The organism is Helicobacter cholecystus, assembly GCF_003364215.1.
Taxonomy (GTDB): domain Bacteria; phylum Campylobacterota; class Campylobacteria; order Campylobacterales; family Helicobacteraceae; genus Helicobacter_G; species Helicobacter_G cholecystus.
This window is the reverse complement of sequence record NZ_NXLU01000029.1, coordinates 1-836: the sequence shown is the minus strand read 5'-3', so window position 1 is coordinate 836 and position 836 is coordinate 1. Positions and strand designations below refer to the sequence as shown.

Annotated in this window: 1 protein-coding gene; it reads right to left on the bottom strand. The window is 37.8% G+C overall.

Annotation, left to right across the window (positions count from 1 at the left end; genetic code table 11):
* Positions 1–836, bottom strand: an 836-nt coding sequence (locus tag CQA62_RS06950; protein WP_170125579.1) for a hypothetical protein, incomplete at both ends; no start/stop codon positions are given.

Below are 836 nucleotides of genomic sequence, written 5' to 3'. Positions count from 1 at the left end.
TTCCTGTAAGAGTGATTGTGTTAGAACTTGAATAACCACCAGATGTGGAGATTCCACCAGTGTTGGTGATTGATCCTGCCTCAATGACATTTTTCCCTCTAGAATTAGCGGAGATTCCACCAGTGTTGGTGATTGATCCTGCCTTAATGACATTGCTACCGTCATTACTTACAGTGATTCCTTCCGTGATGTTAAGAGTTCCATTATTGTTTAGTTTAATTGAATTAGTAGAATATCTATCTGTTGTTACTTGCCCAATTTCTACTTGGGCTCCACTGCTTGTGATGTTTGTTGCGCCATAATTGTTAGTCTCGAGAGTAGTAATCTTTAATTTACCGCTATCTCCCATACTAACAGTATTAGTGGCCCTATCTGATCGCATATTTTTAATCTCTACATTGCTATTATTGGCATAGATCTTATTGTTTCCACCTGCAGCATACCCCCGTGTGGCTTGGAGTGTATCAATTGTTAAGGAATTAGAGGTAGTTGTATCAGTAGTTTGAGTAGAACCATTAGGAACAGAGTCATAGCCTATCGCAATAGTGTTTGTGGCACTGACTGCACTGACATGATGAAAGATAGCATTCACCCCAGTATTATTGTTTTGCTTAAGTAGTATAGTGGTATTTGCAAAATATCCGCCAGAATTCTTTGAAGTAATTTCTCCTTTGACTTCAATACTCCCAGCCTTAATAGTGAGATTACCACCTGTATTCCTAATATTTCCATCCACTGTGAGTTTATGATCAACATTGGTGATAAGAAGTCGATCATTTTGTGAATTTAGAGTGATATTGCCTGTTACAGTGCCATCATTTGTAAAATTATATTCT